Origin of the sequence: Pseudomonas sp. SJZ074, assembly GCF_007828215.1 — a bacterium.
Taxonomy (GTDB): Bacteria; Pseudomonadota; Gammaproteobacteria; order Pseudomonadales; family Pseudomonadaceae; genus Aquipseudomonas.
Map to the genome: position 1 here is coordinate 1 of NZ_VIUE01000048.1, position 25,765 is coordinate 25,765.

A 25,765-nucleotide genomic window follows, 5' to 3' on the forward strand; every position below is an offset into this window, starting at 1 on the left:
GAAGCCTTGCCGGGCCATCTGGTGCGGCGCTTCAAGGCGCAATTGCCAGGAACTGCGTTGCACAACCTGTACGGCCCGACCGAAGCGGCGGTGGAGGTCACCGCATGGGATTGCACGGGGGCCGAGACACCGGACAGCACGCCGATCGGCAAGCCGATCGCCAACACCCGGATCTACCTGCTCGACGCCCAGAGTCAACCGGTGCCCATGGGCGTGGCCGGGGAGATCTACATTGGTGGCGTCCAGGTGGCGCGGGGTTATCTGCACCGTCCGGAACTGACGGCCGAGCGTTTCCTCGTCGACCCGTTCAGTGACCGGTCGAATGCACGGATGTACCGCACCGGCGACCTGGGGCGCTACCTGGCGGACGGCAACATCGACTACCTGGGGCGTAACGACGATCAGGTGAAGATCCGCGGGTTCCGTATCGAACTGGGCGAAATCGAGGCCAAGCTTGCCCAGCACGGGGCGATCAAGGAAGCCGTGGTGCTGGCTCGCGAAGACGTGCCGGGGGCCAAGCGGCTGGTGGCGTACTTCACCGTGCACGGTGACGAGCACCGCATCGAGATCGAAGCCCTGCGGACTCAATTGCAAGCGCAACTGCCGGAATACATGGTGCCGGCGGCCTATGTGCAGCTTGAGGCATTGCCGCTGACCCCCAACGGCAAGCTGGATCGCAAGGCGTTGCCGGCGCCAGATCTGTCGTCGGTGATCACCCGTGAGTACGAAGCGCCACAGGGCGCTGTGGAAACGACACTGGCACACCTGTGGGCCGAGCTGCTCAAGGTCGAAAAGGTCGGGCGTCACGACCACTTCTTCGAGTTGGGCGGGCACTCGTTGTTGGCCGTCACGCTGGTCGAGCGCATGCGCCAGGCCGGCTTGAGCGCCGACGTGCGAGTGCTGTTCGGCCAACCGACCCTGGCCGCGTTGGCGGCAGCCGTGGGTGGCGCGACGGAGATCGTGGTACCGGACAACGGCATCGTGCCGGGTTGTGAGCAAATCACCCCGCAGATGTTGCCGCTTGCCGAGCTGACCCAGCAGGAAATCGACGCTATCGTCGCCGGCGTGCCCGGTGGCGTGAGCAACGTCCAGGACATCTATGCCCTGGCGCCGTTGCAGGAAGGGATCCTGTATCACCACCTGGTATCGCCGCAGGGCGATCTCTATGTGCAGCAGGCCATGTTCAACCTCAAGGACCGCGCCCGGTTGGATGCGTTCGTGAACGCGCTGCAAGGCGTGATCGACCGCCACGATATCCTGCGCACGGCCGTGCTTTGGGAAGGCTTGCGCGAGCCGGTACAGGTGGTGTTGCGGGAAGCACCCTTGGCGGTGCAAACCTGTATGGTCGAGCCGGGCCAGGACGTGATGGCTCAGATGCGTGAGCGTTTCGACCCTCGGCACTATCGGCTCGATGTGCGCCAGGCGCCCATGATGCGGCTGGCCTGTGCCTATGACGATGAGCACCAGCGCTGGGTGGCGCTGCTGCTGTTCCATCACATTGCACTCGATCACACGGCATTGGAGGTGATCCAGCACGATATGCAAGCGTACTTGCTCGGGCAGCAGGCGCAGTTGGGCGATGCCGTGCCGTATCGCAACTACGTGGCCCAGGCGCGCCTGGGGGTGAGCCGCGAGGCCCACGAGGCCTTCTTCAGGGACATGCTCGAGGATATCCAGGAGCCGACCCTGCCATTCGGCCTGCAGGATGTGCAGGGCGACAGCCATGTCATCGAACAGGCCAGGTTGGGCGTGGACGACAGTTTGAATCGTCGTCTGCGGGCACAATCGCGACTGCTTGGGGTCAGCGCCGCGAGCCTGCATCACCTGGCCTGGGCGCGGGTGGTAGGCGCCGTGTCCGGACGCGAAGATGTGGTGTTCGGTACCGTGCTGATGGGCCGGATGCAGGGCGGTGAGGGGGCCGATCGGGCGCTGGGGTTGTTCATCAACACCTTGCCGCTGCGGGTCGACGTCGGTGTCGACGGGGCCCGGGCAGGCGTCAAGGCGACGCATGCGCGTCTCACCGCGTTGTTGGGACACGAACACGCGTCGCTGGCACTGGCACAGCGTTGCAGCGGTATCGCCACGTCGACGCCGCTGTTCAGTGCGCTGCTGAACTACCGGCACACCGCAACGCAGGTCACCCAGGAGGCCCAGTCGGCCTGGAACGGGATCGAGGGGCTCGGCGGTGAGGAGTGGAGCAACTATCCACTGTCGCTGAACGTCGACGATCTCGGTGAGGCCTTCGTGCTGACCGCCCTGGCGGAGTCGCGCATCGGCGCGGAACGCATCTGCGGCTACATGCACACGGCGCTGGAAAGCCTGGTCGATGCGCTTGAGCACAGGCCCGAGGCACCTTTGCGTGAACTGGCGATATTGCCGGCAGCGGAGCGCCGGCAGCTGCTGGTCGACTTCAATGCGACCGACTCGGTCTATCCCCGCCAAGAGACGGTCCACGGCCTGTTCGAAGCCCAGGTCAAGGCCCGGCCCGACGGGATTGCACTCCAGCATGGGGCGCAGCGACTCACCTATCGGGAACTGCACGAGCGAGCCAGTCACCTGGCGTATTGCCTGCTGGAACGCGGCGTCCAGCCAGGGGCGCGGGTCGCGATCATGTTGAACCGTTCGTTCGAGCTGGTCATCAGCGAACTGGCGATCCTCAAGTGCGCCGCCGTCTACGTACCGCTGGACCACCATGCGCCCGAGGAGCGGCAGCGCTTCATGTTGCAAGACAGTGCCGCGGTGCTGGTGCTGACGACCAGTGACAAGGCCGTGCCGCAAGACATGCCGCGAGTGGACCTGGACAGGCTGCAGTTGATCCAGGCTGCACGACCGGCGGTATTCCCCGGCCAGGCCAGCGATACACCGGCGTACATCATGTACACCTCAGGCTCCACGGGCCACCCGAAAGGGGTGATCGTGCCGCACCAGGCCATAGGCCGATTGGCGATCAATAACGGTTACGCGGATTTCGGTGTACAGGATCGCGTGGCGTTCGCCTCGAACCCGGCGTTCGACGCCAGTACGATGGAAGTGTGGGGGGCGTTGCTCAACGGCGGTCGCGTTGTGATCATCGATCACGAAACATTGCTCAGCCCGACGCAACTCGCCCAGGCGCTGACAGAGACCGAGGTGTCGGTACTGTTCCTCACCACCGGCATGTTCAATCAATACCAGATGTTGATCCCGGATGCCCTGGCAGGCCTGCGGATCCTGCTGTCCGGTGGCGAGCGCGGTGATCCGGCTTCCTTCCGGCGGCTGTTGGCCCATGCTCCTTCGCTGCGGCTGGTGAATTGCTATGGTCCCACCGAGACCACCACCTTTGCGACGACCCATGCGGTCACTGCCGTACCGCATGGCGCAACGAGTGTTCCGATCGGCCGTCCTATCGCCAACACCCGGGTGTATATCCTCGATGCCGCGCGCCAACCGGTACCTGTGGGTGTCGCGGGGGAGATCCATATCGGTGGTGTCGGGGTCGCCCTCGGTTACCTGAACCGGGCGGACCTGACCGAGGAGCGTTTCATCGCCGATCCGTTCAGCGATGCGGGCAGTGCGCGCCTGTACCGCAGTGGCGATATCGGCCGCTGGCTGCCCGACGGTACCATCGAATACCTGGATCGCAATGACGGGCAGGTCAAGATACGTGGTTTCCGTATTGAACTCGGTGAGATCGAGGCCCGTTTGCAGGACTGCCACGGGGTGCGCGAGGCCCTGGTGGTGGCGCGTGAAGACAGTCCGGGCGACAAGCGTCTGATCGCGTATTACACCGAGCACGAGAACGGTGAGGCCTTCGATGCGGACGCCTTGCGTGCCCAACTGCGCTCTGTGCTGCCGGAATACATGATCCCGGCGGCTTATGTGAAATTGACCTCGTTGCCGCTGACGCTGAACGGCAAGGTCAATATCGGGGCGTTGCCGGTACCGGAAATGCACGCTTATGGGAGCCAGGGCTACGAGGCGCCGCAAGGTGACCTGGAAGTCACGCTGGCAGGTTTGTGGGCCGACGTCCTGAAGCTGGAGCAGGTCGGTCGTCACGACAACTTCTTCGAGCTGGGCGGTCATTCATTGTTGGCGATCCGGCTGGTCGGGTTGCTCGCACAGGCCAACTTGGCCGTCTCACTGGCCGAGCTGTTCCAGCACGAAAGCGTGGCATCGATGGCAGCGATGCTGCAGGCCCGCACCGAGCAGGCCCAGGTCAAGGAGGCCATCGTACCGGTGCGCACCACCGGTCAGCAGAATCCGCTGTTCCTGGTGCACGAGTTCAGTGGCCTGGACCTGTACTTCCCGATGCTGGGCAAGTACATCGACCCGGATATCCCGGTGTATGGCCTGCCTGCCGTCGAGTGGGGCGAGCCGCAATTGCAAACGATGGAATGCATGGCCTCGCGGCTGGTGGGGATCATCCGTTCGGTACAGCCCAAGGGGCCCTATCGCCTGGCCGGCTGGTCGTTCGGTGGCGTACTGGCCTACGAAACCGCGATCCAGCTGATCGGCCTTGACGAGGAGGTCGAGTTTGTCGGCCTGATCGACAGCTACCTGCCTCGGCTGGTGGACCAGGGCCGGTCGCGCTGGGCATTGGACGAAGCGCACAAGCTGCATCTGCTGGACCGCTGCGATGTGTTCTGGAGAGCTGCGTTGCCTGGCGAAGAAGTGCTTGCAGCGATCCTGGAGAAACTGGCCGATCTGCAAGGGCGATTGGATCGATTCGATTTCGAAGGCCTGGTGCAGCATTGCCGCGATGAGGCGATGCTGCCCGCCGAGCTGGCCGCCTACAGTGCCGAGCAGCTGTGGCAGTACCTCGATCGCGAAGTGGCCCACGGTCATGCGCTGGCCCATTACATGGTGTATCCGATTTCCGTACCGGTGCACCTGCTGGTGGCCGAAGAACGCAAGGACGACGCTCCCGAACACTCCGGCTACCTGGGCTGGGACGCTGTCCTGCCGACGTCGCAGCTGCATTGCGTCAAGGTTCCGGGTAATCACCAGACCATGATGCAGGCACCCCATGTCCAGGCGTTGGGTCAGGCCATCAGTGCTGAGCTCCACGCCGCCGCATCGCGTCCGGCACCCTCGCCGAAGCGCGGTTACCAGCCGCTGCTGACGATCCAGGGCGGGCGCGCGGACCGGGCTCCGATCTTCTGCGTACCGGGTGCCGGCGACAGCGTGACCGGTTTCATCGGCCTGACCGACGCCTTCGGCCCGGACTGGCCGATCCACGGCTTGCAACACCGGGGGCTGGACGGCAACACGGAGCCTTTCAGTCTGGTGGAAACCGCCGCCCAGGCTTACCTCGACGCGATCGACAACGTGCAACCGGAGGGGCCTGTGCATCTGCTGGGGCATTCCTTCGGTGGCTGGATCGTCTTCGAGATGGCGGCCCGCCTGCATGCTCGCGGTCGCAAGGTGGCCTCGTTGACGCTGATCGACAGCGAATCGCCGGGCGGTAACGGTGTGGTGGGCAGGCCCTATACCGGGACGGGGGTGTTGAACCGGTTGATCGAGGCGATGCAACTGGCCTCGGGCAAATCCCTCGGTATCGATGCCACGGTCTTCGGTGCCCAGGACGATTCGGCACAGATGCGCTTGCTGCATGCCGGCATGGTCCGCGCCGGCATGTTGCCACAGCGTTCGGCGGTGGATTCGATGCGTGGTCCGGCACGGGCATTCGGTACGGCCCTGCGCACGGTTTATCAACCGCAACATCAATACACCGGGCCGGTGCGCCTGGTGCTGGCGAATGATCCAACCCTGGATACCGCCGGCAACAAGCGCGAGCAACAGCAAATGATCGAAGGGTGGCGCAAGCACGTACCGGACCTGAGCATCTGGTACGGTCCGGGCAACCACTTCACGATTCTCAAGGCTCCACACGTACATAACCTGGCTGCCTGGTGGCAGGACGGCCTTCCCATGCTCGATGAGGAGGAGGCCAGTGACTACGTCTAGCCGTCCTTCCCTCGGGCGCACCCATGGAACCCGGCGCTACGCTGGCCGGGCCTGAACTCAACGCACTCATGGTTATTTATGGAAAAGTCGAAGTTTCGAAAAATCGCTATCGTGCTGGTCCTGGTCCTGGTCACCGGCCTGGTTTTCTACAGCGCTCAGTCGCCGGGGAAACCGCCGGAGTACCTGACCGCCACGGTCGAGCGCACGGACATCGAGAACGCGGTGTTGGCCACCGGGACGCTCCAGGGCGTCAAGCAGGTCGACGTCGGTGCCCAGGTGTCCGGGCAACTGAAATCGCTCAAGGTCAAGTTGGGCGACAAGGTGAAGAAGGGCCAGTGGCTGGCGGAAATCGATCCATTGCTGGCGCAGAACGCCTTGCGCCAGGCCCAGGTCAATGAAGAAAACCTGAAGGCCAAGCGGCAAGCCACCGCGGCACAACTCAAGGACGCGAAAGCCACCTACGACCGCTATAAAGTGCTGCAACCGGACGACGCGATTTCCAAGCAGGAGTACGAGACCGCCGAATCGAACTACAAAGTGGAAGCTGCCAACCTGCTGTCCCTCGACGCACAGATCAAGGACGCGCAGATCCAGGTGGAAACGGCCCGGGTCAACCTGGCCTATACCCACATCGTTGCGCCCATTGACGGCTACGTCGTGGGGATCGTGACCCAGGAAGGCCAGACCGTGATCGCCGAGCAACTGGCGCCTGTGCTGTTGAAGCTGGCCGATCTGGACACCATGACGGTCAAGGCCCAGGTGTCCGAGGCTGATGTGATTCACATCGTGCCCGGGCAAGAGGTGTATTTCACCATTCTCGGTGAAGCGGAAAAACGCTATTACGCCACGCTGCGCGGCACGGAGCCGGCACCGCAGAATTTCCTTGAGACCCAGAACGCCGGGACGCCCAAGCAGAACACCGCGGTGTTCTACAACAGCCTGTTCGACGTGCCGAACCCCGATCACCGCCTGCGCATTTCGATGACGGCCCAGGTCCGCATTGTCCTGGACAAAGCCAAGGCCGTGCTGACGGTTCCGGTCGCGGCCCTGGGCCCGAGGAACCAGGATGGCACCTATGTGGTCCGGGTACTGGACGCCGAAGGCAAGGCCCAGCCGCGTAACGTCCAGACGGGGATCAACAACAACGTCAGGGCAGAAATCAAGGACGGCCTGGCCGAAGGCGACAAGGTCGTCATCGGTGAGCCTACCCCAGCCGTGGCGGGAGCCTGACCATGACGCGACCACTGTTGGAACTCGAAGGGATCACCCGCAGCTTCCAAGCGGGCGAAAAGGCGTTCATCGCGCTCAAGGACATCAACCTGACGATCAACGCCGGGGAAATCGTGGCGATCACCGGGGCGTCCGGCTCCGGCAAGTCCACCCTGATGAATGTGTTCGGCTGTCTCGATCATCCGAGTTCCGGCAGCTATAAAGTGAATGGGCGCGAAACCGGCTCGATGAACGACCGTGAGCTGGCGGAGCTGCGTCGCGATCACTTCGGCTTCATCTTCCAGCGCTATCACTTGCTGCCCCACCTGAGTGCCCTGCACAACGTCGAGATGCCGGCCATCTATGCCGGTGCCGCCGAGTCGCAACGGCACAACCGGGCCGGGGAGTTGCTGGGGCGCCTGGGGTTGACCGGGCACCTGGCCAATCGACCCAGCCAGCTTTCCGGTGGGCAGCAGCAGCGGGTGAGTATCGCCCGGGCCTTGATGAACGGTGGCGAGATCATCCTCGCCGACGAACCCACCGGGGCACTGGACACCGCCAGCGGCAAGGAAGTGATGAAGATCCTGCTGGAGCTCAACGCGGCGGGGCACACGGTGATCATCGTGACCCACGATGACAAAGTGGCGGCCTACGCCCAACGCATCATCGAAATCCGCGACGGCGAGATCGTCAGCGACCGGGCCAATCCGCAGCGATCCATGGAAGATCAGCCGCCCCAAGGCACGCCGCCGGCCAAGGTCAAATCGTCGAACCGCTTGCTTGCCAGCTTCGGACTGTTCAGCGAAGCGTTCAACATGGCGTGGGTCGCGCTGATCTCGCACCGGATGCGAACGCTGCTGACGATGCTGGGCATCATCATCGGCATCACCTCGGTGGTATCGATCGTGGCCATCGGCGAAGGGGTCAAGCAATATGTCCTGAAAGACATCGAAGCAATCGGCAGCAATACCATCGAGATCATGCCCGGGGCCGACTGGGGCGACAGCCGTTCGACGGCAATCGAAACCCTGGTGCTCTCCGACGTCACGGCGCTGAGCGATCTGTACTACATCGACAGCGCCACCCCGAACCTGGGGCGCAACCTGCTGTTGCGTTACCAGAACATCGACGTCAATGCGACCGTCAACGGTGTGAGCGAAAGTTACTTCCAGGTTCGCGGGATCAAGATCGGCTCGGGCGTCGCCTTCAACAAGGACGACTCGAGGCGGCAATCGCAAGTGGTGGTGATCGACCATAACACCAGCCAGCGACTGTTCGGCTCGCACACGGACCCGTTGGGCAAGGTGATCCTCGTCGACAACCTGCCTTGCACCGTCATCGGCGTCACCGAGGACCGCAAGAGCGTCTTCAATACCAGCAAGAACCTGAACATCTGGATGCCCTATGAAACGGCGGCGGGGCGCTTGCTGGGCCAGCGTTTCCTGGACAGCATCACGGTGCGGATCAAGGACGGGCAGCCGAGCAAGCTGGTGGAAGACAACGTGGTCAAGCTGCTGACGCAGCGCCATGGCATCAAGGACTTCTTCACCTACAACCTCGACAGCGTAATGCAGACGGTGCAGAAGACCAGCCAGTCGCTGGCCCTGCTGCTCTCGCTCATCGCAGTCATCTCACTGGTGGTGGGGGGCATTGGCGTGATGAACATCATGCTGGTCTCGGTCACCGAGCGAACCCGTGAAATCGGCATTCGCATGGCGGTGGGGGCACGTCAGTCCGACATACGCCAGCAGTTCCTGGTGGAAGCGGTGATGGTCTGCCTGCTCGGCGGGACGATCGGCATCGGCTTGTCGTTCAGCATCGGCTACGTCTTCTCGATCTTCGTCAAGGAATGGCAGATGGTGTTTTCGATGGGATCGATCATCACCGCCGTGGTTTGCTCGACACTCATCGGTATCGTGTTCGGCTTCGTACCGGCACGCAACGCGGCGCGGCTCGATCCGATCAATGCCTTGGCGCGGGATTGAGGTAGCGAATTCAACCCAGATCAACTGTGGGAGCGGGCTTGCCCGCGATAGCGGTGGTGCATCCGACATTGATGTTGACTGATCTGGCGCCTTCGCGAGCAAGCCCGCTCCCACGAGGGAGCGGGCGGACTAGCGATTTGCAGCAAGGAGTAGCCTTTCAGACGGTTTCGCGTGCTGCCTGGGGGCGTGTTTCGACGACCTTTTCAAGTGACTGTTCAAACCGGTCCAGGACCCTGTCGACTTCACCCTCGGTAATGGTCAGGGGTGGCAGGAACCTGAGCACCGCGCCGTGGCGTCCTCCGGTCTCTATCATCAGGCCATTGTCGAAGCACTTGAGCTTGATGGCGTGCGCCAGGGCGCCGTCAGCCTGGCCTGCGCGTTGGGTGGTGGTCGGTTGGGTGATTTCCACGCCGATCATCAGGCCGCGGCCGCGGATGTCGCCGATAAAGGAAAACCGCTGCGCGATCTGCAGCAGACCGCTTTCCAGCCGCTTGCCCATCCGGGCGGCATTGGCAACCAGATTGTCTTTCCTGATCTGACGCATAGTTGCAGCACCCGCCACCATCGCAATCTGGTTGCCGCGGAATGTGCCCGCGTGCATGCCGCGACCCCAGGTATCCAGATGCCTGGCATACACGATGACCGACAAGGGGTAGCCGCCGCCGATGGCTTTGGACAGCACCAGGATGTCGGGCACGATACCGGCATGCTCGATGGCGAAGGTATTGCCGGTACGACCCAGGCCGGTCTGGACTTCGTCGACGATCAGCAGGATGTCCTGCTCGAGAGTGATCTCCCGTAAGGTTCTCAGCCAGTTGGCCGAGGCCGGGATACAGCCGCCTTCGCCTTGCACCACCTCGACAATCACCGCCGCCGGTTTGGTTACGCCTCCTTCGGGGTCCGACAGTACGGTGCGGATGTAGTCGATGGACAACTGATCGGTGTGTTCGCCATCGGTGCCGAACGGGCAACGGAAGCGATAGGGGAACGGCAAGAAGTGTGTGCCCTGGGCAATGAGACCTTCGGCGCTCTTGGGCGACAGGTTGCCCATGGCGGACAAGGCCCCGGCCGTCATTCCGTGATAGCCGCCGTGAAAAGCCATCAGCGGTGAGCGCCGGGTGTAGTGGCGCGCCAGCTTGATGGCGGCCTCGACGGCATCCGAGCCGCTGGGCCCGCAGAACAGGATCTTGCTGGTCTCGCGCATGTTCGCCGGCAGCATCGAGAACAGCTCCTGCACGAAGGCATGCTTGGCCGGTGTCGCCAGGTCGAGTGCCTGCTGCAGATGATCGCCGGCGAGAAACGCCATCACGGCGTCTCGGACTTCCGGCGGATTGTGCCCCAAGGCCAGGGTCCCGGCGTTCGACAGGCAATCGAGAAATTCCTGGCCGCTGGCGTCCTTGATCCGCATCCCCTTGCCGCTGACAAATAGCCGTTGGAAAGTCTGCGCATAGGTTCGCGCATTCGACTCGATATTTTCGAGGTAACTGAGTGCTTCCATGTTCGATCATCCGTTGGCTATGGAAAGGGAGGCGGGCAGAGGACACCCGCAGGTTCCTGTGGCAGCGGACTTGCTCGCGAAAGCGGTAGGTCAGCTTGCACTTATGCTGAATGTGTTGACGCCTTCGCGAGTAAGCCCGCTCCCACAGGGGGTGCTATTCGTACGTTCGGGCCATTTCAGCAGGCCTCTGCATTTATCGCGAGCTTTCTGGCCGGCACCTGTCCCCGTTTCCCACGCCAGACACAAAACCGGCCCCAGGGTTAAATGACCCAATCAGATCTGCCGCGTCCCTGAACGGTCCGTTCACTTTTGCCAGGCCTCCAAAAAACCTATGCACGTCTTCAAGCCCCGGGAAAACCTACTGCTGGCGACACTGTGTGCGGCGGTCCTGAGTGGCTGCGTATTGGGCCCCGATTATCGAGTGCCGGCCGTTCCGGTCGCGGCCCAGTGGCAGGCCCCCTTGCCCCATGGCGCATCCGTGGCCGCCTTGGCCGACTGGTGGCAGCAGTTCGACGACCCGGCATTGGCCGAGCTGCTGCGCCTGGCCGAAGCCGACAGTCCGTCGATGGACCAGGCGTGGGCCAATATTGCCCTGGCACGGGCGACTGCGGACAGCGATGCAGCCGATGCCTTGCCCAAGGTCGATGGCCGGTTATCCAAGGGGCGTGGCGGTCAACAGACCGGGACCCAGCGCCTGGGAGGTTCAGGTGCTTCCGCCGCGCTGGACGCGGCGTGGGAGATCGACCTGTTCGGCAAACTGCGGCGCAATAACGAAGCGGCCCGTTCGCGGGTCGAGGCGCGGGTCGATGACTGGCATGACGCGAGGGTTTCCCTGGCGGCCCAGGTCGGCGATTACTACGTGCAATACCGTGGCTGCCAGAAGCTGGTGCTGGCCTATAGGGACCAGGCCCAATCGCAACAGGACACTGCGCGCATCACTCGTCAATCGTTCGGTGCCGGCTTCACATCGTCTGCCGACGCCGCCCTGGCCGATGCCAGCGCCGCCAGCAGCGCGGCAGCCCTGGTTCAACAACAGAGCGAATGCGAGGTCCTGCTCAAGAGCCTGGTGGCGTTGACCGGGGGCGATGAAGAGCGACTGATTGGCGTGCTCGGCAAGACCCCGGCGCAACTGCCGGAGCCTGCCGGACTCAACGTGCAGCAAATTCCTGCCGACATGCTGCGCCAGCGCCCGGATGTGGCCTCCAGCGAGCGGGAACTGGCGGCGGCGAATGCCGAAATCGGCGTGGCCCAGGCCGACCGGCTGCCGAGCCTGAGCCTGTCTGGCACCTTTTCCGTCGGCAACACGGTGGGACAGCACACCCGCTCCTGGTCGCTGGGCCCGGTGTTGTCGGTCCCCCTGTTTGACGGCGGCAAACGTCGCGCGGCGGTGGACGGTGCCAAGGCTACCTACGACGCAGCCCTTGCGGGCTATCGCCAGACGCTGCGCACCAGTGTCATGGAAGTCGAACAGGCCCTGGTGCGTCTCGATGCGGCGCGGCGACGGGAGTCCGATGTCGAGCGTTCCACTGCCGGTTTTCGTGAGTCGTTCGAGGCCATCGACCGCAATTGGCAGGCTGGCAGCGTCAGTCTGCTGGACCGTGAAACCGCCCGCCGCCAGGCGCTGACGGCGGAAATCGAATTGATCACCTTGCAACAGGATCAGGTTCGCTACTGGATCGCGCTGTACAAGGCATTGGGCGGCGGATGGCAAGCCAGCCAACCGCTGGCTCGGCACCCGACACCGAACGGAGAAGGCGTGTGAAGCCGACGTTGCGAAAGATCCTGCTGACCATCGCCGTGCTCGCGGTCGTGGCAATTCTGCTGACGTTTCGCCGTGGCGCCGAGCCGGTCGCGGCCGCCCCCAGTATCAGCAGCCTGAGCGTGGAGGTTGTCCAGGTCAGGCCCCAGCTCTGGCCGCAACTGCTGTTCGCCAACGGAGCACTGGCACCCTGGCAGGAAGCGGTCATCAATGCCGAGACCAGCGGCCTGCGTATCGCCAGTCTCGAAGCCGACGTGGGCAGCCGGGTAAAGAAAGGGCAACTGCTGGCGACGCTGGCCTCTGACACGGTGCTCGCCGAGGAAAGCAAGCAGAAGGCTTTGGTCGCCCAGGCAGTGGCCAACCTGGAACAGGCCCGGTCCAACGACCGCCGTGCCCGGGTCGTTGGCCAGGGCGGCGCCTTGTCGGAGCAGCAGCGCGAAGACTATCGCATCAAGGTGGCACTGGCCGAGGCTGACCTGGCCGGGGCGCGGGCGGAATTGCAAAGCACCCGGATCAGGCTGCGGCAAACGCGTATCGTGGCGGTGGATGACGGCATCATCTCCGCACGCACGGCGCTGCTCGGCAAAGTGTTGTCCGCTGGCGACGAGCTGTTTCGCCTGGTGCGCGACGGTCGCATCGAGTGGCAGGCCGAGCTGGACGCCCGCCAGTTGGCCCAGGTCCAGGCCGGCCAGGTTGCCCGACTGACGTTGCCGGGCGGGCAGAGTCTGGAAGGGCACGTACGGTTGGTGTCGCCCACCTTGAGTACCAAGACCAGCCGGGCCCTGGTGTATATCTCGCTGCCCACCGGCAGCCCCGCCCAGGCCGGCATGTACGCCAGCGGCCAGATCGAACTGGCACCCCGCGAAGCCCTTACGGTGCCGGACACCGCCGTGATCCTGCGCGACGGGCGCTCCTATGTGTTCACCCTCAACGACGATATGCACGTGGTCCAGCGACCGGTGGTGGTGGGCCGCCGCATGCACGAGGCGGTGGAGATCCTGAGCGGTCTGGATGATCAGGCGGCCCGTATCGTGCGTGCCGGTGGCGCCTTCCTCAATGACGGCGCGAGTGTGACCCTCGTGCAATCCCAGGTCGCCCAGCCATGAATATTTCAGCCTTGTCGATCCGCTATCCGGTTCCGGCGGTGATGCTGTTCATCCTGCTCACGCTCTTCGGTCTGTTGGGTTTTGGCAAGCTTGCCATCCAGGACTTTCCGGACATGGATCTGCCGGTGGTGGTGATCAGCGCCTCGTTGGAAGGCGCGGCCCCCGAACAGCTGGAAACCGAGGTGGCGCGCAAAATCGAGGACAAGCTCACGTCCTTGCGCCTGCTCAAGCATGTGACGACTGTGATCACCGACGGCGCCGTCAGCATCAGCGTCAGTTTCGACATCGACAAGGATGGCAACGAGGCGCTCAACGAAGTGCGCAACGCGGTCGACAGTGCCATGCCGCAATTGCCGGCCAGCCTGGATACGCCTTCGGTGTCCCGGTTGACCACCAGTGCATCGCCGCTGCTGACCTATGTCATCGCCTCCGACGCCCTGGATGAGGAAGCGCTGTCGTGGTTTGTCGATAACGAGCTGAGTAAACAATTGCTGTCGGTGCCGGGCGTGGCCCAGATTTCACGCATCGGCGGGGTTGATCGGGAGGTCCAGGTCAATCTCGATCCGGCCTTGATGGCCGGGCTGGGCATCCGCGTCGCGGATGTCGCTGCGCAACTGCGGGCGATGCAGAAAGACAATTCCGGTGGCCAAGGCAATCTGGGAAGCGGCCAGCAGGCCGTGCGCACCCTGGGGGCCATCGATGACCCAGCGGCCCTCGGCGCCATCGATATTCCCAGCGGCGACGGTCGCCTGCTGGCGTTGAACCAACTGGCGGAGATTCGCGACACCCATGCCGAGCGCAGCAGCCGGGCTTTTCGCGACGGCAAGCCGGTGATCGGTTTCCAGATCACCCGCTCGCTAGGCTTCTCCGATATCGGTGTAGCCAACGACGTGCGCAAGCGCATGACCGAGTTTGTCCAGCAGCATCCAAACGTGCACATCGACGAGGCCAGCGATACGGTCAAGGCCGTGCTCGCCAACTACCACGACTCGATGAATCTGCTGTACGAAGGCATGCTGCTGGCGGTGCTGGTGGTCTGGTGGTTCCTGCGGGACTGGCGCGCCACGCTGATCGTCGCCACGGCGTTGCCGTTGTCGATCATCCCCACCTTTGGTGTGATGTACCTGGCCGGGTTCACGCTCAACGCCGTCTCCCTGCTGGCCCTGGCGTTGGTCATCGGTGTGTTGGTGGACGATGCCATCGTCGAAATCGAAAACATTGCCCGGCACTTGCGCATGGGCAAGACTCCACTTCAGGCGGCCACCGAAGCTGCCGATGAAATCGGCCTGGCGGTGCTCGCCACGACGGCCACCCTGGTCGCGGTTTTCCTGCCTACGGCGTTCATGGGCGGCGTGGCTGGCAAACTGTTTCGCCAGTTCGGCGTGACCGCCTCGGTAGCGCTGTTGTTTTCGCTGCTGGTGGCCCGGGTCCTGACCCCGATGATGGCGGCATACTTCCTCAAGGCGAAGACCGATACCGCTCACGACGGCCCGTTGATGACCCGCTACCTGGGCTGGATCCATGCCAGCCTGTCTCGCCGCAAGACCACGATGGTCCTGGCCAGCCTGTTTTTCATCGGCGCCCTCGCACTGGTGCCGTTGTTACCCACGAGTTTCCTGCCGGCCCAGGACGTCGGTCTCAGCCGGATAACCCTGGAGCTGCCTCCTGGCACGACGCTGGAGCAGACCACCGCGATGGCGTTGCAGGCCAGCGAAAGACTGAGCGAGATGCCCCAGGTCAAGCATGTGTTTATTTCGGTAGGGACAGCCAGCAACTCGAGTGCCGGGGCGGCCGATATAACCGGCGCCGGCGATGCCATCCTGACGGTGGATCTGGTGGATCGCAATCAGCGCGATCTCAAACAGGTGCAAGTCGAGGCACAGATGCGCGAGGTGTTGCGTACATTGCCCGGCGTACGGATCAATGTCGGGGGCGACGGGAGCGGCGAGAAGCTCAATATCGTCCTGGCCAGTGATGACGGCGACCTGCTGGAACGCACGGCAAGTGCTCTGGAACCGCAGTTGCGTGAGCTGCACGGGATCGGCAACGTCACCTCCAGCAGTGCCCTGCAACGCCCGGAAATCCAGATGCGTCCGGACTTCGCCCGCGCGGCGGAGCTGGGCATCACCAGCCAGGAAATCGCCGATACCTTGCGCATGGCGACCTACGGCGAGTACTCCTCGCAGTTGGGGAAAATCAATTTGTCGCAGCGTCAGGTGGATGTGCGGGTGCGCATGGATTCGCTGCTGCGCGATGACCTGCAGAGCATCAACCAGCTACGAGTGACCGGCCGTGACGGGCAGGTCTCCCTGGCCTCGTTGGGGGAAATCAGCATGGGCAGCGGGCCGGCACAGATCAGTCGGCTCGATCGCTTGCGCAATATCACCCTGTCCATCGAACTCAACGGGCGCAACCTGGGTGAAGTCATGGCCGAGGCCAGCCAGCTACCGGCGATGCGCAATCTCCCACCCGAGGTAAAGAGGGTGGAGCAGGGCGAGTTGCAACTGATGACTGAATTGTTCGGTAGCTTCAGCCTGGCCATGGCCATCGGGGTGTTCTGTATCTACTCGGTCCTGGTGCTGCTGTTCCATGATTTCCTGCAGCCGGCCACGATTCTTTCGGCGCTGCCACTCTCTCTGGGCGGTGCCCTGGTGGCCCTGTTGGTGTGCAACTTCAGCTTTTCCTTGCCATCGGTCATCGGTTTGCTGATGTTGATGGGCATCGTGACCAAGAACTCCATTCTATTGGTGGAGTACGCGATCATGGCTCGCCGCGACTATGGCCTGGGTCGATATGAGGCGTTGGTGGATGCTTGCCACAAGCGTGCCCGCCCCATTCTGATGACCACCATCGCAATGGGCGCAGGCATGTTGCCCACCGCGCTGGGAATGGGTGAAGACCCCAGCTTCAGGCAGCCGATGGCCGTGGTGGTCATGGGCGGCTTGCTGACTTCGACGCTGTTGAGCCTGTTGGTGGTGCCAGTGATTTTCACTTATGTCGACGATGTGTTGGAGTGGCTGAAGCTGCGTACGCGCAGATCGACCGGGGAAAGAATGGCGGGAGAAAATACGCGGGCCTGAAATCATCCCCCAACATCCGCTCGATTGCAGAGATCGAGCAAAGGTTGGGGGGAACGTTTTATACGGCTTGGCGAATTGCGGGGATACCATTCCACTCGACGCCCGATGGCGTGGCATCCATCGAGTGCATCCAGCGGATGAGCGAGCGGCGTCCACCAATGCCCATTTTTATCGCGGCACGTTTCAGATAACTTTCGACTGTGTTGACTTTCAGGTTGAGTTGCTCGGCGAGTTCCGGGGCGGTGCGTCCGGCCAGCAAACCAACACACACTTCGGTTTCGCGGGAGGACAAGCTCAACCCGGACAACGCCAGCCGGTCGGCGAATCTCTGGCGTAGTGCTTCCATTCCGCCGTTTTCCAGGCTTTCCATTGGCAGGCATGCATCCTGTCGGTTGACCTCCGCCGGCACCAGGGCAGCAACATGCTCCTCGACCATGGGCAAGAGAAGACAGGAAAAGTCTTTCAGCAGGGCATGTTCCTGTGCCGTGAATCCGCTGGAAAAGGGTGAGCGGTAGACGGAAAGAACGTAGCGAATGCCGTTTTTACGGGTGGCCAGGTGCAGTTGAGTGGTGGTGTTATGGCAGGGAAGGCTGTCCGTTTGTTCACGATTGAGCAGACAGCGAGAAAAATTGGGGACTTTTTGTGGGGTCGAATCCTCGAAAAAAATATCCTCGGCGAGGAAGAAAGGTTTTGCGGTATGCGCATCCATGACTGCGTCGATACAGGCGCTGTCCATGCCAACGCCACCTATGCTGGACGTGCTGGGTTCAGAAAGATGACTCGATCCTATTCTTTGCTCGGTAATATGCGTTGCGTCGACAGGTATCTCGGTAAGTATCAGGTCGTGCAACAAACGAGGAAAGTTGCGGCTTCCAGTACTGGCAATCACTTTGCCAACATGCGGGAATAGTCGTTGTAGGTTCATCCTTTCTCCAATTTCATGCCAGAGTCTTGGTGTTATAGATGCAACTCAGTGTGCATTTGTTTTTTTGCTGGAATGTTTCGGCCAATGTGCGTTTGGTCGATATCAAAGGGTTGATGGAATGTGTCTGACGAACGGTTGGTCATAAGGAATTGTTCGTAGGCGGTAATAGTCTGTATGGCGTTCTTTCTGAGTACTTCCTTATAGGTGTCGAGGGTGCATGGCAGTGTGCCGTAGATGATGGTCTCTCCCTTTGAGCCGAACGCGGTGTTGTGCCGCTCAACTGCCCAGCCGGAACGTTTCAGGATCTTTTCCATCAGGGTGTCAACGACAATTTCATAGGTATCTATATTTTGCAGTTCGGCAAACTTTATCATTGACAGGAAAAGTACCGCCGTGCGAACGTCTATGTTGGCCTGGGTGATTTCTACTGGCGAAGTTTTATCTGCCGAAAGTGCGAAACGTGTGGCTTCCCAACAGCGATTCGAATGCGCTCTGATGTTGCCGTTGGGGAGAATGAAACTTAAGGCGCCACTCATGAGGGTCGGTTTGTTGGAGGGGCGTAATCGGACGGCACCCGTGACCCGTTCATCGGTATAAGTATAGATATAGACCGCGTCGGGATCGTCATATTCATCCCATTCGTAATCGCTGCCTTGATAACTTTCAATATCCCACTTCTTTCTATCGATGAAGGCGGCTTTACGAATGGCAAGTATCTGTTGCAGCGTTTGGGTTGGAATTTTCGAGTAGGATGCGATGCGGGTAGATACGCCGGAAAAATGATGAATACAGGAGGAGTAGTTCATGAATGACGTTTCTTGGTTGAGGTTGAGGTTACTGTTAACTTTGCACTAAATCATTTCAACTGTCCTAAAGTACAGTGCTGAATTTTGTAGAGTGTATAGTCTAATTAGTTGTTGGATAAATGCGGTGAATAGTGTTTGTGAAGAGGAGGGAGTGGGGCGGGTTAGTACCGTCTAGTGTCCAAAAAAGTACCGGCTTGAAGTAACCACTAAATGTCGCTGGTAGATAGCATGGCGGCGGATTCAGGCAGCTGGTGAGCGTGTGTTTTTTGACGGCTGGCTGAAGTGCTTATAAAACGCTGATAGCAATGGGGGTCGAAAAATTGACGGTGGGTTCGAAATGTGTAGCCAAACTGTAATAAAGGTGTGGGAGCGTTGTTAAATAGTAAGGAATGCGGTTCTGCTGAAAGTTTAAACGATTGTATGAGTTACGGGTGAACGGCACTGCGAGTGCCGGGATGGCTTTAGTGTAACTGCTCTAAGTATGAAAAATTGGTCCGATGTCATACAACTAAAAAGTTGATATTGTATGGAGAAGACCTGTTCGAACCTGAAAAGATGAGCCGTCGTGGCTCCTGGCATGGATGACCTTATGTCTTATATCGCGTTTTCACTGATGACTGTCCTGCTGGTTCCAGGGCCGACAAATTCACTGCTGCTGCAAACCGGAATAAAGAGAGGACTGAACGCTCGATCCATGAGGTTTGTCGTGGCGGAATGGCTGGCTTATGTCATCCAGATGACGATGTGGGGGGGATCTATTGATCTTCTGATGACTGAACATTCCTGGGTGGTTGTTGCGACGAAGTTCTTCGCTGTGTGTTTCTTGTTTTATATTTCCCTGAAACTGTGGTTCTCGGCGAAGGATCATCTACCCGGTACCTCGGTAGGCATCACTGTGCCTGACCTGTTTGTGGCGACGTTGACCAACCCGAAAGGGCTGTTCTTCGTTTCCTTTGTTGCGCCGGCTGGAACGTTCTTGTCGTTGAACAGCTACTTGCCATTCATGATGCTGTTCACGACTATCATATTTCCGGTCGGGCTGGTGTGGATCGCGATTGGGGCATTCTGTGGGCGTAAACTCCACTCCATTGTTTCCGGCCGGTTTCTGAGTCGAGCCATTTCGTTGGTGATTGGCTTGTTCGCAAGCGGCATGCTTTTCAATATCGCATCGCAAGTGGTGATCGCCTGAAGGCGGATTTTTGCGCAAGCGCCTGGTTTGGCGTCGGGTCTCGATGGATCGTCGCCAGTACCGTGGAATATTGGAAAGGTATAGAGAGAAGGGATCAGACGAAGTTCAGCTGCACTGCTTTGATCATGGCTTGCTTGACATTGGTGCAGTCCATTTTTTCAGTCATCTGCTTGGCGTGAAACTTAACCGTTCGTTCGGTGATATTCATGATCAGGCCGATCTCTTTGTAATTTTTTCCCAGCGCGAGCCAGCGCAGAAATTCAATTTCCCGAGGGGATAGTTTCAAGTTGTTTTCAGTGGTTATTTCTACGGGCCGATATTGATTGGCGATGACGCTGAGGGTTTTGATGATGAACAGATTCGAGCGGACGATGATGGGGAAGTCGGGGTCATTCTCTTCTGACGACAGGTGAAGAGAGCCGAATGCTCGACCAGGTTCATGGATGGGAACGGTGTAACCCTGTTTGATGCCGTAGGTGGCTGACTGGTCGAATATCTCCGGGTTGCTGTCCAGTTCCGCCGGTATTTCATTCCAGAAAAAGGGCGTCGCCGTGATGGCCGTATTGGTCATGACCGGATCTGATTTGTAGAGTGAGTTCTTGCGGTAGGTGTCCACCCATTCGGCCGGGTAGTTGCTGTAGATGGAAATCTTCGAGCTGTTGGACGGGGTGGGCTCCAGATGAACGTACGCGAACTTGTTGATCCCCAGCTTGGAGAATATCCACCCCAGTATCTCGGTGTACTCCTCTTCGCTCACGCCTGAGATGTTGTTCTCCACCTCTTGGATCAAATTGAACAGATGGCTTGAAATGGGCTTGAGCATAATGAGCGAGCTCGAAAGTTTGAATGTAAGACTTTGACGTAGCCAGGCTCTATACCTTTAGAGTCGCCAAATGGAAGTGAAGATTTTCAGAGCCGGCTCAACAACGATACGAACGGCTGTGGCTGGTGTTCGACGCGATGCAGATGCTCGGGGCGAGAGGCATCTCCCTGCTCATAAGAGGGATTGCCAAGGGGTGATCATGCTGTTCCGGCAGCCCACGATGCTGCTGTTTTGAAAGGTGGATTGATGTCATTGTGCCTCCTGGCAAGTGCGGCTTCACAGCATGGGCAGCGAAACCGTTAGTTAAACTACACGTACTGAAACGATTAACTGGAAGGCAGTATAGACAAGTTTTCCGATACGGCCAGTGACATTAAAAAAGCTTTAATATTCAGGCTGCAACGCTTTCTTCAGGAAGCCTGATGTCCGACTCTGCGCACAGTCGGCCACTTGGCCTGGCGTCCCGCAAACCACCATTTTTCCTCCCTGGGAGCCCGCTCCCGGACCGATGTCGATGACCCAGTCGCTTTGCGCTACCACCCGCATGTCGTGCTCCACCACTACCACCGTGTGGCCGTCATCCACCAGGCGATTCAACTGCACAAGCAGGCGATCCACATCCTGGGGGTGCAGCCCATTGGTCGGTTCATCCAGTACATACAATGTCTCCCCGCGGGCTTTACGCTGCAGTTCCGTTGCCAGCTTGATGCGCTGAGCTTCGCCGCCGGACAATTCCGTGGCCGGTTGGCCCAGGCGCAGATAGCCGAGTCCGATATCCTGCAGGACCTGCAATGTACGTCTTGGCGCCGCTTGTCCGGCAAAGGCCTCCAGTGCCTGGTTGACGGTCAATTGCAACACCTGCGCGATGTTCAATCCCTGCCAGTTCACGGTCAGCGTCTGCGGGTTGTAGCGTGCGCCATGGCAGGTCGGGCAGGGGGCGTACACGCTGGGTATGAACAACAACTCGACACTGACGAAGCCTTCACCTTCACAGGTTTCGCAGCGGCCCTTGGCGACATTGAAAGAGAACCTCCCGGCATCGAATCCCAGTTCGCGGGCCTGCTCCGTCGCGGCAAACAACTTGCGCACGTGGTCGAACAATCCGGTGTAGGTGGCGAGGTTGGAACGCGGTGTACGCCCGATGGGTTTCTGGTCCACCCGGACCAGGCGCTTGATGGCGTCGAGCCCGGCGGTGACACGTCCACCGCTGGTTTGTTCGGGTTCGTCTTCCAGGCTGGCCTCATCCGCTTCGCCGTCCTGACTGGCCAGGCCCAGGTGGGTGCCCACCAGGTCCAGCAGGGCCTGGCTGACCAGGCTGGATTTACCGGAGCCGGAGATGCCGGTCACGGCTGTGAAGCAACCGAGGGGAAAGGCCGCGCTCAGGTTGTCGAGATTGTTGCGGGTGATCCCCTCCAGGCGCAGCCAGTCGGCTGGCGTCCGAGGGCTGCGCGGGGTGAGGGTCTGTTCGGCAAAGAGATAGGCGCGGGTTCGCGATTCCGATACCTGGGCGAGACCGCCAGGTGGGCCGCTGTAGAGAATCTGGCCACCTTGTTCGCCGGCATCCGGGCCCACGTCGATCAGCCAGTCGGCGCGGCGCATGGTGTCCAGGTCGTGCTCGACCACGAACACCGAATTGCCTGCGGCCTTCAGGCGTTGCAGGGCATCGAACAGGGCTTCGCTGTCGGCAGGATGCAGGCCGGCGGAAGGCTCGTCCAGCACATAGATCACCCCGAACAATTGGGAGTTGAGCTGGGTCGCCAGGCGCAGGCGTTGCAACTCGCCGGAGGACAACGTCGGGGTGCTGCGCTCCAGGGCCAGGTAGCCCAGGCCGAGGTCGATCAGGGTGACGATCCGTTCCAGCAGTTCGGCGGCGATGCGCTGCGCGGCCAGGCGTTTTTCCAGGGACAGGTTGGGCGTATGACGTGCGTCCGGCCCGCCTGCGTGGGGATTGTCGCCCCTGGCGGCACGTTGTTCGCGAGCTTCTCGGGTTTGCCGGTGGGTGAGGACGTCGCTCGATTCTTCGGGTTGCTCCAGATAATCCGCAGCCGTGACGTCCTTGAGCACATCGGCCAGTTCCAGCAGGGAAAGGTGCGACAGTTCGGCAATGTCCAGGCCGGCAAAGGTCACGGTCAGCGCCTCGCGCTTGAGGCGTTTGCCCGCGCATTCGGGGCAGGCACTGGCGCGCATGTATTGCGCCACGCGTTTGCGCATCTGCGCGCTTTGCGAGTGCATGAAAGTGTGCAGCAGGTAGCGCCGGGCACCACTGAACGTGCCCTGGTAACTGGGTTCGAGTTTGCGTTTGAGGGCGGCGCGGGTCTGGGCTGGCGTGAGCCCGGCATACACCGGGACGGTGGGTGTTTCTTCGGTGAAGAGGATCCAGTCGCGCTGCTTTTTCGGCAGGTCGCGCCACGGGATATCGACGTCATAGCCCAGGGTCACCAGGATATCCCGCAGGTTCTGGCCTTGCCAGGCCATCGGCCAGGCCGCGACGGCGCGCTCGCGGATGGTCAGCGAAGGGTCCGGCACCATGGACTCTTCGGTCACTTCGTAGACCCGGCCCAGGCCATGGCATTGCGAGCACGCCCCCTGTGGCGTATTGGGCGAGAAGTCCTCGGCATAGAGCATCGGCTGATCGGCCGGATAGCTGCCCGCCCGGGAGTACAACATGCGAATCAGGCTCGACAGGGTGGTGACACTGCCCACTGAGGATCGTGCACTGGGCGTACCGCGTTGCTGCTGCAAAGCCACCGCCGGCGGCAGCCCCTCGATGCTGCCCACGTCCGGCACGCCCACCTGGTCGATCAGGCGCCGCGCATACGGCGCGACCGATTCGAAGTAGCGACGCTGGGCCTCGGCGTAGAGCGTCGAGAAGGCCAGTGACGACTTGCCCGACCCCGACACGCCGGTAAACACCACCAGGGCATCGCGTGGGATATCGACATCAATGTTCTTGAGGTTGTGCTCGCGGGCGCCACGCACCCGGACGAAACCGTTGTATCGGAGTGGTGGGGCAGAGCTGTCCAGGCTTGCGCGTGGGGGCATCGGGTGTTCCTTGTGGTTCAGTGCGACCTTAACCCGTCAAGGCTGCGCGGCAAAACTGCATCGCTCGGCGAGTGCAAAATGCAACCTGAGTCACAGCGATGAAATCATGCGACAGGCTTTAGCGGCTTTCGTGCGATAAAAATTTACTGGCGTTGAAAGAAATGAGAAAAACTTCTCATTTTTCCCATGGATATGGACCTTTCATGCCTCGATCAAAACTGTTCGTCACGCTGTTTGCCGCGCTGCTGGGTGCCGCCGGGTTGTGGTACATGTGGATGCTGACCAGCGCCAAGCTGGAGTGGGGCGGTGCCAGTCCGGACCGGCAACAGCTCGGTTTGGTGAAGGATACCCGGCTGCGGGCGATGACCCAGTATTGCACGGGCGTCGTCGTGACCGCGCAAGGTACCTGGCTGGTCGGACGCCTGGAGGGTGATGCCAGCCAGTTGAACCCCGGTGCCGAGGTGGTGAACCTGGACACCGTGGTCTATGGCAAACCGAAAGCGCCGGAGCCGGAGGGGGGGTACGCCAATCTCATCGTCCGTGAAGAGGAAACCTCCTTCATTTCACGTCTGAATGCCCAGGGGCAGTTCGAGCTGATGGCTCACGTCAGTGGTGCGGCTTGTCTGGTCGCCAGTCCGGACGGCGCCAGTGTATTCCTGCTGACCGGGCTTGACCGGCCTGAAAGTGCCAGTGGTGACGACATCAACCAGACCGTGGTCTTGCGCAGCGACGATCAAGGCAAGCGCTGGACCTGGTTGAGCAAAGGCTGGTTTGCCGGTGCCGACCAGTTGGCCTGGAGCCTGAAGCCGTACTTCCGCGGCGCGGATGAAGTCTGGGCCTGGGGCCGGCCGGCCTCTGCGGATGATTTCAGTGGCGAGGCGACGCCGGGCGCCGTTCCCACCGGGGTCTTCTACTCTGCCGATCGTGGCATGACCAGCACACCGGTCATGGCGTCCGAGTCGTTGCTGGTGTCCGCCGAGTTGGTGCAGGAAAAACACCCCGACATCACTCGGTGGCACACCGATCTGGGCGAGCAAGGGGATGTGCGAACCAATGTCCTGCAACTGGATGCCCGGCATGCCTTCATCTGGGTGTCCCAGCGCTTTTGGGCCAGCAATCCCGATGGTGCCGGCAACAATCTCGCGTTCAACCTGACCACCCGCGCCCGTTTGCAGCGTGAAGCGGGGGAGTGGCGGGTAGTGGAGCAGCAGCGTGAGGACAATCTGTTTGTCAGCAGGCTGATCCAGAACGACAGCGGACGGGTCATCGGACTGATCGACCAGGGCAACCGTGGCCGCGACGTCATCGCCGAACTGGACACCAAGGCACTGACCTGGCGGGCCTTGAGCGAGCTGCCCAGCGCGTTTGCACCCCTGGCCGCGGAGAGCCGGGTGCGCGAGGAGAATTTCTGGGTTGGGCAAAACACCCTGCTGATCAACACCTCCAGCAAACACCAGCCGCCGCGCTGGCTCTACTGGTGGTCGGACGCGACCATTTCGGCCGATGGGGTGTTCTACTCCAACGACTGGGGCCAGTCCTGGAAGCGCCTGGCCATGGATGGTTATCTGGGCATCGTCGGGTTTCAGCCCGCTCAGGACCGGGTGATCTGGGGCAACGGCAATTGGTACGACAATCACGATGGTGGGCTCTATTCCTATGGGCTGCACTGAATGATTGGCTGATTTGCGTTGTCTGGCCTGGCGCTTCGCGGGCAAGCCCGCTCCCACAGTGGATTTGCAGTGGATGCGGTATCGATGCCGGGCGCCGGACCTGTGGGAGCGAGCCTGCTCGCGATAGCGGTAGCACATTCAGCAGGGATGCCGGCTGGACCGACGCCTTCGCGGGCAAGCCCGCTCCCACAGTGGATTTGCGGTGGATGCGGTATCGATACCGGGCGCCGGACCTGTGGGAGCGAGCCTGCTCGCGATAGCGGTAGCACATTCAGCAGGGATGCCGGCTGGACCGACGCCTTCGCGGGCAAGCCCGCTCCCACAGTGGATTTGCGGTGGATGCGGTATCGATGCCGGGCGCCGGACCTGTGGGAGCAAGCCTGCTCGCGATAGCGGTAGCACATTCAGCAGGGATGCCGGCTGGACCGACGCCTTCGCGGGCAAGCCCGCTCCCACAGTGGATTTGCGGAGGATGCGGTATCGATGCCGGGCGCCGGACCTGTGGGAGCGAGCCTGCTCGCGATAGCGGTAGCACATTTAGCAGGGATGCCGGCTGGACCGACGCCTTCGCGGGCAAGCCCGCTCCCACAGTGGATTTGCAGTGGATGCGGTATCGATGCCGGGCGCCGGACCTGTGGGAGATTCTATGTTGCAGGACAACCCTGCAACATAGGCTTCGGCTGGTATTCGTCCTGATTTTTCATCAGGGCAAATGCCACTCGGCAAA

At 61.2% G+C, this 25,765-nt stretch carries 13 protein-coding genes; 8 read left to right on the forward strand and 5 right to left on the reverse strand.

What is annotated here, in order from left to right; genetic code table 11:
• From FBX99_RS27890 to FBX99_RS27900, 3 genes are all read left to right on the forward strand, one after another.
• Nucleotides 1-5,946: non-ribosomal peptide synthetase (locus FBX99_RS27890; protein ID WP_145133711.1), on the forward strand; the 5,946-nt coding region annotated here is incomplete at its 5' end.
• A 78-nt stretch (nt 5,947-6,024) separates the two neighbouring features.
• A complete protein-coding gene (gene macA / locus FBX99_RS27895) occupies nt 6,025-7,176 on the forward strand; it encodes a macrolide transporter subunit MacA (RefSeq protein WP_144931392.1) in 1,152 nt (383 codons plus the stop codon).
• 2 nt (nt 7,177-7,178) lie between these two features.
• Nucleotides 7,179-9,140, forward strand: a complete 1,962-nt coding sequence (locus tag FBX99_RS27900) for a MacB family efflux pump subunit (RefSeq protein ID WP_144931390.1) — start codon at nt 7,179-7,181, stop codon at nt 9,138-9,140.
• Between the two features lie 157 nt (nt 9,141-9,297).
• Here FBX99_RS27900 and FBX99_RS27910 read toward each other — a convergent pair whose 3' ends face one another.
• Complete coding sequence (locus tag FBX99_RS27910) at nt 9,298-10,638, reverse strand: diaminobutyrate--2-oxoglutarate transaminase family protein (RefSeq protein WP_144931388.1); 1,341 nt, start codon at nt 10,636-10,638, stop codon at nt 9,298-9,300.
• 331 nt (nt 10,639-10,969) lie between these two features.
• Between FBX99_RS27910 and FBX99_RS27920 the strand changes: the two genes are divergently transcribed.
• From FBX99_RS27920 to FBX99_RS27930, 3 genes are read left to right on the forward strand one after another with little or no spacing between them, the layout of a single operon-like run.
• On the forward strand, nt 10,970-12,400 hold the full coding sequence (locus tag FBX99_RS27920; protein WP_144931384.1) for an efflux transporter outer membrane subunit: 1,431 nt from the start codon (nt 10,970-10,972) through the stop codon (nt 12,398-12,400).
• A gap of 8 nt (nt 12,401-12,408) precedes the next feature.
• Nucleotides 12,409-13,503 (forward strand): efflux RND transporter periplasmic adaptor subunit, encoded by a 1,095-nt coding sequence (locus FBX99_RS27925; protein ID WP_144931396.1) that lies wholly within the window; start codon nt 12,409-12,411, stop codon nt 13,501-13,503.
• The gene (locus FBX99_RS27930; protein WP_144931382.1) at nt 13,500-16,583 is read left to right on the forward strand and encodes an efflux RND transporter permease subunit; all 3,084 of its coding nucleotides are present in this window, start codon (nt 13,500-13,502) and stop codon (nt 16,581-16,583) included. The genes FBX99_RS27925 and FBX99_RS27930 overlap by 4 nt, the downstream gene beginning before the upstream one ends.
• A gap of 58 nt (nt 16,584-16,641) precedes the next feature.
• Here FBX99_RS27930 and FBX99_RS27935 read toward each other — a convergent pair whose 3' ends face one another.
• Nucleotides 16,642-17,508, reverse strand: coding sequence for a helix-turn-helix transcriptional regulator (locus tag FBX99_RS27935; protein WP_144931380.1), 867 nt, complete (start codon nt 17,506-17,508; stop codon nt 16,642-16,644).
• Between the two features lie 32 nt (nt 17,509-17,540).
• Nucleotides 17,541-18,314, reverse strand: coding sequence for an acyl-homoserine-lactone synthase (locus FBX99_RS27940; protein WP_144931378.1), 774 nt, complete (start codon nt 18,312-18,314; stop codon nt 17,541-17,543).
• Between the two features lie 589 nt (nt 18,315-18,903).
• On the opposite strand from FBX99_RS27940, the gene FBX99_RS27945 reads away from it, so the two are divergent.
• A complete protein-coding gene (locus FBX99_RS27945) occupies nt 18,904-19,503 on the forward strand; it encodes a LysE family translocator (RefSeq protein ID WP_145133713.1) in 600 nt (199 codons plus the stop codon).
• A gap of 94 nt (nt 19,504-19,597) precedes the next feature.
• Here FBX99_RS27945 and FBX99_RS27950 read toward each other — a convergent pair whose 3' ends face one another.
• Both FBX99_RS27950 and FBX99_RS27955 read right to left on the reverse strand, forming a co-directional pair.
• The gene (locus tag FBX99_RS27950) at nt 19,598-20,326 is read right to left on the reverse strand and encodes a LuxR family transcriptional regulator (protein WP_144931374.1); all 729 of its coding nucleotides are present in this window, start codon (nt 20,324-20,326) and stop codon (nt 19,598-19,600) included.
• Nucleotides 20,327-20,710: 384 nt separating this feature from the next.
• Complete coding sequence (locus tag FBX99_RS27955; protein ID WP_144931372.1) at nt 20,711-23,368, reverse strand: excinuclease ABC subunit UvrA; 2,658 nt, start codon at nt 23,366-23,368, stop codon at nt 20,711-20,713.
• A gap of 203 nt (nt 23,369-23,571) precedes the next feature.
• Here FBX99_RS27955 and FBX99_RS27960 point away from each other — a divergent pair, with 203 nt between their 5' ends.
• Nucleotides 23,572-25,038 (forward strand): hypothetical protein, encoded by a 1,467-nt coding sequence (locus FBX99_RS27960; protein ID WP_145133715.1) that lies wholly within the window; start codon nt 23,572-23,574, stop codon nt 25,036-25,038.
• Nucleotides 25,039-25,765: the final 727 nt, after the last annotated feature.